This is a genomic window from Helicobacter cinaedi CCUG 18818 = ATCC BAA-847 (assembly GCF_000155475.1).
GTDB classification, from domain to species: Bacteria; Campylobacterota; Campylobacteria; order Campylobacterales; family Helicobacteraceae; genus Helicobacter_C; species Helicobacter_C cinaedi.
Map to the genome: position 1 here is coordinate 432146 of NZ_DS990391.1, position 6875 is coordinate 439020.

Sequence of the window (6875 nt, forward strand, 5' to 3'; positions counted from 1 at the left end):
TATAAAGCCATCAAATCCCACTCCGCTGCATTCTATAGCCACTAAAAGTGCAGATTTTTCGTGCTTCCAAATCTACGCCCCCTTGAATAATGGCAAAGATATTGTTTGAAAGGTGAGATTCGCGCCTAGTCGCGTGATATTCTAGCGATTCGTGTGCCCAAGCAATCGTGCGCTTAATCGAATCTGCAATGCGTTTTTGCTCTGCGTGGAGGCGGATTAAATCATCTAAAATCATCATAATGTCGCTATTTAGGTTATATTGAATGTCAAGCACCTTTTTGGGCGTGAAAAAATGAGTGCTTCCATCAATGTGGCTACGAAATTCTATGCCATTCTCGCGTGGTTTCCCGCCCAAGCTAAATGCTTGAAATCCGCCACTATCGGTTAAAAAGCTACCATTAAATCCGCTAAATCCGTGCAGTCCGCCAAGACTTCGCACGACTTCATCATTTGGACGCAAATACAAGTGATAAGTATTTGCCAAAATGATTTTCGCGCCAAGATTTTCTAAATCATTAAAATCTAGTGCTTGACACAGGCTTTAAGTCCCCACAGGCATAAATATAGGCGTTTGCACAATGCTATGAGATAGATTCATTTGCCCTGCACGAGCTTTATTATCGATAGATTTTAGTGTGAAAGTCAAAATTTATACCCAATCTTTATATCGCCTTTTGCACCGTAATTCGTGCCACTATCTAGCATTCCAGCGATTCCATATTGCAAGTATAGCGCGTCTGTTAGCTTGTGTGAGCCTATGAGATTGATTTCTGCGCTAAATCGTGGAGCAGATTCAAGGCTGTAGCCGATAAAATTCTGCGCTCCGCTTAAACTCATAAATACGCGCTCACCGCCACTATATGCCATATCTTTTAGCGTGAGTGCTAGACTATAAAAGCTCTCACTCATCACGGCATTATATTCCACGCCAAGCCCATAGGAAAAATTCACGCTATTATATGTTGCCTGCTTGTATTCATCGATTTCAAACGCGCCATTGCGATTGTAGCCTAACGCCAAAACTACCACAGGTTTTAGCGCGTGGCTAATGGTATCATTTTGCACTAAAATAAAGTTGTATTTATAATAGAGTGCGAAAAGCGTCCCAAATGCCGTATTTTTCGCGCTTTTAGATTCGATAGTTTTGCGATTATCGTTAATGCTAAAACTGATATTGCTTTGAATCTCGTGTCCGCCGTATTTTCCACCCTGCGAATCAAAAATGCTATGCAAATATAGCCCGATATTATAAAACATCGCGCTATCTGTCATATCGCCTGTGTATGCATTTGAGCCACCAAAGCCAAACATTGCACCAAGCAAAATATCGCTACTACCCGCATAAATAAGCCTATCATAGCCGATGTTTGTCGCACCAAAGCCCATTTTGCTATCCCCACCGAAATATCCACCGCCCACATTTAGCCACACACTATTTGACAAGTCTAATTCGCGCTCACGTGCATAGCTAGGCATCGCATCGCTTCTAACTGCGCCTTGCATTAGGGATTGAATGCGATACATAGTGTCATTTTGCGCAAATCGCAAGTGCTTATTGCGCCCACTCTGTGCTAGGCGGACTTGCGAAATGCGTGTATTTATCGTTTGGTCATTTGAAAAGAGCAAATTGCGCGTTTGACGCGTTTTGTTGCCCTGTGCTATTTCATTTAAATCGCTATCAATAGTTTGAATCCGTTTATCTAGGACGCTGTAATTATCGGTGCGTGTGGCAGTATCGATGGCATCATCTTTGGGATTTGCCTGTATCAAAGCCTCCAAAATCTCGCTGTATCGGCTTTGCTCGTGGGAAATGTTTTTGTTTAGCTCGGCAAAGGAATCTGGCGCAGATGCTAGGAATTTTACATAAAGCGTATTGCCGATAAATTTACTAACGACAAAGAAATCCGTATTCGTAAAATCTATGCGCTTATCCGTGCGATTGTCCGTGATTGTCCCACTATCGCCTGTGCTTATAAGTTTGTAATAAGTGCCATCCGTTTTTATGCTTGTATCGCCTTTTTTTACACTTGAATCTAGATTAACTTGGACTTTTGAGTTTTCGCCAAAAGTGAGATTTTTATCGCTAAAATCAAGCATTTTAAATCTGTCGTCGCCTTTGTTTGAATCCTTGCCGACATTTGATAACTTCAATTCCCCGCTTATCGTGGAATCTGCGCTAATAGTCTTTGGAGTGCCATTGTGTGTGTAAGTGGCATTTTCAAAAGTTACACGCCCACCACCATTGCTTGAAAACGCCGTAGTGTTGCCAAAATCCCACGAATTGATATTTAGATTCGCGTTATTGTTTAAAGTGATTTTTTGCAAACTTGCCGTATTTTTCGCTGAATCTGCAAAATTTAGCGTTAGATTCGCATTGACATTTAGATTCGCCACTTCTAATTTTGAAGTGTCATCAAGCGTAAGATTCGCGCTTTTGCTGAATGTCAAATCGCTTGTTTTTACAATACTCGCATTTTTTAGCTCGATATTTTCGCCGATAAGATTGCCTGTAAGATTCGTAGTCGTGCCGTTTTCTCCGCCATCAAAAATGAATTTGGTTATATTTGCCGTTGCGCTAGAATCTGCATTTAGCGTAAGATTCGCTAGACTTTTCGCCGTGATTGTTTGTGCTGTAAGTGTTGAATTTGCGCCCAAATAAATTTCATTATGTGTCGAATCTAGTGTGATATTTTTTGCGTTTAAGCTAGGCTTCCCGCTTATATTGTCGTTTTTATTGCTATCGCTTTTATTTAAAATCACACTTGCGGTAATGGTATCTAACAAACTTTCCACGCTAGATTCGCCACTCGCGGTGATTTTCCCGCTAAAATTCGCGGTGGGCGAAGAATTCACATTTTTGCTACTTGGATTTTTCGCTTCGCTATCTTGCAATGGCAATGACGAAAGGATTATTTTGCTACCACCTTGTGCGTTTATATCAAAACTCTTATCGCCTAAAATGCCGATTTTTAGGCTTGAATTCGCACCACTAACTTCGACATTTGCATTGCCATTTGCGCTCGTGAGTTTTGAATCTTTGTCAAGTGCCAAAATGCCGTCCTTGACATTGCTAAATTCGATTTTTGGTGCGCTAATCTCGCTTTTGCCCCACAAAATCACTTTAGCTTCATTTAAATTTTCTGCTTTTAGATTCTCATTAAGCGTGAGTTTTGTGGTGGTAGTGTTTGTCTGCGAATTATTATCTGTTGTTGATTTACCCTGCAAATACACGCTATTTTTAATCGCATTTGTTGTGCCATTCGTTACTTCATTTGCTTTTGTATCTTTTAGTGTAAGGCTTTTTAGACTTAGATTCGCACCCTCAAAAAGCGAAACATTTGCACTTAAATCTTTGTTTGCGCCTGTAATAGTGGATTTTTCAGCGATAATGTCGTAATTTGGTTTTATTTTCACATTTGCCGAATCTAATTTGGTTAAATCAAAGTTACTTACGCTATTAAACCACAATGCTTCGGTAACTTTTAGCTTCGCACTATTTGTGGTGTTGCTATTTGTAAAAATTGTGTTTAAATTGCTATCGCTTACATTTTGCAATTTTAGCGTTTTGGTAGTTGCGCTTGAAGTGCTATCTAGTGAAACAGAATCGGTGTTTGTCAAAGTCAAATAATCCGCTGTGAGATTCGCACTATTTTTCAAATCCAAACTTGCATTAAAATCCAAAATATGCGATTCTATCGTGCCACCTGTCGCGGTAATTTTGCCTTTGTAGTGTATAGTCTCATTTGCGATTTTTTGCATTTCCTCGCTTAAAGCATTGCTTTCAACTAACTGCTGATAGCTAAAGCCACTGCCCGTTACATTTTTGCCATCTTTATTGTCGATGAAGTGCTTTACGCTACCGCCAAACTCGACTTTGGAGCTATTATCTAGCGTGATATTAGATTCTAAACTCGCATTGCGCCCTAGCGTGAGATTTGAGCTTTTTAAATCAATGCCATTGCCAAATTTAAAAGTGCGATTATCCCAATCTGGTTGATTTAGGGTTGATGGCTTACTTAAATCCATATAATCAGGCATAGGCTTTTGTGTGCCGTTTTCGGCATTTTTGATTTGCTCACGGATTGTCTCATCGCTTATAGTCGCGTGAGTGGTTGCGTGTCCTTGCAATGCGATATTGCCGTTTGTAACTTCCATTTTGCCACTCGTATTTATATTGCCATCAAAGATTAGTGAAGCCCTCGCCTTGTCATTCTGAGGCGACAAAGTCGCCGAAGAATCCAAACGATTGCTTTTAGATTCTTCGGTCGCATTCGCTCCCTCAGAATGACGATTTGCCGCCGTTTTGTCGCCCTTGTAGATGAGATTTAAATTCGTGCCGTTTGCGCCGTTTGTGTTGTCGCCGATACTTGCGTGGATTATGGTGTTTTCTTTGGTAATTTTTTTATTACCGCTCGAATCATACCCCAAGCCTTGAATCTCAAGCGTTGCCTTTGTCGTGCTAGTGCTAGTGATAATTGCGCCACTATCATTTGCGGCTATGGTGTTAAGCACTAGCGAGTTGCCCGCCAAATCAAACTTGCCTCCGCCCTTGCCAAAATAAAAGCCCATTTCGCTATTTTTATTTTGCGATAGCGTGTAAGAATTCGCCGAAGTTGTGCCACTTGCTGAATTTGTGTTTTTTGTCGCGCCTAACGCCTCAGCCTGTTTAAGCGCAAGTTCGCCCCGTCCGCTTGTAATGTAAATGTTGTCAAAAGCCTTTGTAGTCGTATCTAGCGTAACCTTGCCCTCGCCGATTTTCAGCGTGCCTAGTCCTGTGGTTGTGGTATTTTCAGTCTTAATGACAAGTTCGCCCTTGCCTATTTTATGGAGAGAATCGTATGTAGTTTTGCCATTATTTTTTATTTCCCCATTTCTCAAATGCCATTCTACCACGACATTTTCGCCTATATCAAGCCCAGAGCCTATAAAAGAGTAGTTTTTGCCCTGCTCGTTTGTGAATTTATAAGTTGTTTTTGTGGTAGCGTCAGCAAAGACAAAGCCACCAGCGTAACCGCTTGTATTTCGGTAAATGTTACTTTGCACCTTAATAGTCCCGCCACCGCTGAAAATTAAATCTTTATTAGCCTCCAAATTATAAGTTTTATCTGGTGTATCGCCCCTTTTTTCAAACTTCAAAGTAGTGTTGTTGAGTGTCCATTCGATTGTATTTGGCTCTGTCATTTTTAAATCAATTTTTTGCTCGAATTTGCTTTGATAATCTTGCAAATCCTTGTTTGAAACGGCAGCTATGTTGGCTACATTGCCCGCATTTGTTTCCGTTCCTGTTGATTGTGATACCACGCCCAGCAAAATCCATTTTTTATTTTTGTTATCATAAGCGTAAATTCCACTCCCACTATCTCCGCTTGTAATGCGGTTGTTAAAATCTAAATTTGATGCGTATTTAAACATAATCCCACGCACAGAGCAGTTTTGCGTTTCGTTATTGCAAAATGTACTTGGCAAAACTAGGCTTTCATATTTTGCGCTATCTTTTATCAAAGTGCCAAAACCGCCGCCCTTTGTCTCGCCATTTTCTATTCGGTTAATGTTTGTATTTGTGTTGCCTCTTAAAGTGATGATACCTGAACCAGCTTGATAAAGATAAACATTGTCCTCATTATCTTTTGCAAGATTATTAATTAAGGTTTTAAAACTCTCTATATTTTTGCTTTCTTGTGTAGGTTTTTTGCTTTCGATAGAGTTTTCAAAATCAAGCATATCCACTTGCCCTTCAACGACATATTTGTCAAAGCGAGTAAATTTTTCGTCTCTACCATAAGGCCTTGAAATACCAGTGCCACCGCTTGTATCAGCGATTTTATAAGTGCTTAAATCAAATGTGCGGTAAGTGCCGAGTGTATCATAACTAGGCGTGAAATTTACCACATGATTAGCCGTAACCGCAAATCCACGCCCTACCGCCGCAAGATTGCCGTTATTGCTTGAAGCGGAGAAGTTTGGGGTTTGTGGGATTGTAAATTCCGTGCCGTCTTTGCCCGTTATCGTGGTACTACCATTGCCACTAAATGCACCTTTATTTTGCCCAAAGTCCAAATAATCCCTATAATAAAAATTGCTTATATTTATACTTTGTGCCTGTGCAATAACTGCGATAAATAGCACACTATAAGCGAATCTACGCAAACAAAATAATAGGGGGGCAACACACACACTACAACCTTGCTATCATCGTAAATCTCAAAATAAACGCAACCATTTTGCAAATCCTAAAAACCCTACGCCGCCGTTTTGACTACAAACCATACCATTAGCCCTGCAAACGCCGCAAGTGCCACAATCGGCGCAGATAGTGGGATTTTGTATAAGTCAATAGTCTTTTCTACTCGCACTTTTTTGCTCATAAAATTGCCTTGATAAACATTGCCTTACCTTAAATTTTTGGGTGCATTGTAGCAAAAAATGATTGAAAAAGCGTTAATTTTTGCAAATCTAAAACGCTTGTCATTGCGAGATAAATCGCAGATTTGGCGTGGCAATCCAAAATCTTTTTTGTCATTACTTGAGCGAGTGAAACGAAGCAAAGAATCTAAAAAGAATCGTCATTGCGAAAATCTAGACTTTTGTCAAAAAGGCTAGATTCGTGGCAATCCAAATCACGCAAATCTATCTTTTAAATTCTCGTGTTTTGGATACTTCGCGCTGTCGCACTCAGTATGACGAAATGAACATAAATAATCGTCATTGCGAGATTTTGTGATTCGTAAAATCGTGACAATCCAAAAAAAATCCAAGATTCGTAGCATTAAAATCGCAACGAATCGCTATTGCAATTCTTATAATGACGAAATTTTTTATTTTTAGATTAGCCTATAATGCGATACTCTATCCCATTACAGATTCACAAAATATCA

Annotated in this window: 3 protein-coding genes and 1 pseudogene; 1 reads left to right on the forward strand and 3 read right to left on the reverse strand. The window is 40.0% G+C overall.

What is annotated here, in order from left to right; genetic code table 11:
• Positions 1-34 precede the first annotated feature (34 nt).
• From HCCG_RS02325 to HCCG_RS12780, 3 genes and pseudogenes are all read right to left on the reverse strand, one after another.
• Positions 35-646: pseudogene (locus HCCG_RS02325) on the reverse strand (tRNA-guanine transglycosylase); the annotation flags it as partial.
• A complete protein-coding gene (locus tag HCCG_RS02330) occupies positions 643-6174 on the reverse strand; it encodes a S6 family peptidase (RefSeq protein ID WP_232049120.1) in 5532 nt (1843 codons plus the stop codon). The gene HCCG_RS02330 and the pseudogene HCCG_RS02325, both read right to left, overlap by 4 nt.
• A 65-nt stretch (positions 6175-6239) precedes the next feature.
• Positions 6240-6365 carry a hypothetical protein gene (locus HCCG_RS12780; RefSeq protein ID WP_268257948.1) on the reverse strand — a complete coding sequence of 42 codons (126 nt, stop codon included), beginning with the start codon at positions 6363-6365 and terminating at the stop codon, positions 6240-6242.
• A 58-nt stretch (positions 6366-6423) separates the two neighbouring features.
• Between HCCG_RS12780 and HCCG_RS11905 the strand changes: the two genes are divergently transcribed.
• The gene (locus HCCG_RS11905) at positions 6424-6600 is read left to right on the forward strand and encodes a hypothetical protein (protein WP_002955792.1); all 177 of its coding nucleotides are present in this window, start codon (positions 6424-6426) and stop codon (positions 6598-6600) included.
• Positions 6601-6875 lie beyond the last annotated feature (275 nt).

Excerpts from the sequence above, each read along its gene's own strand:
- HCCG_RS12780 (WP_268257948.1), bottom strand. The coding sequence starts at position 6,365 with ATGAGCAAAAAAGTGCGAGTAGAAAAGACTATTGACTTATACAAAATC.
- HCCG_RS11905 (WP_002955792.1), top strand. The coding sequence starts at position 6,424 with ATGATTGAAAAAGCGTTAATTTTTGCAAATCTAAAACGCTTGTCATTG.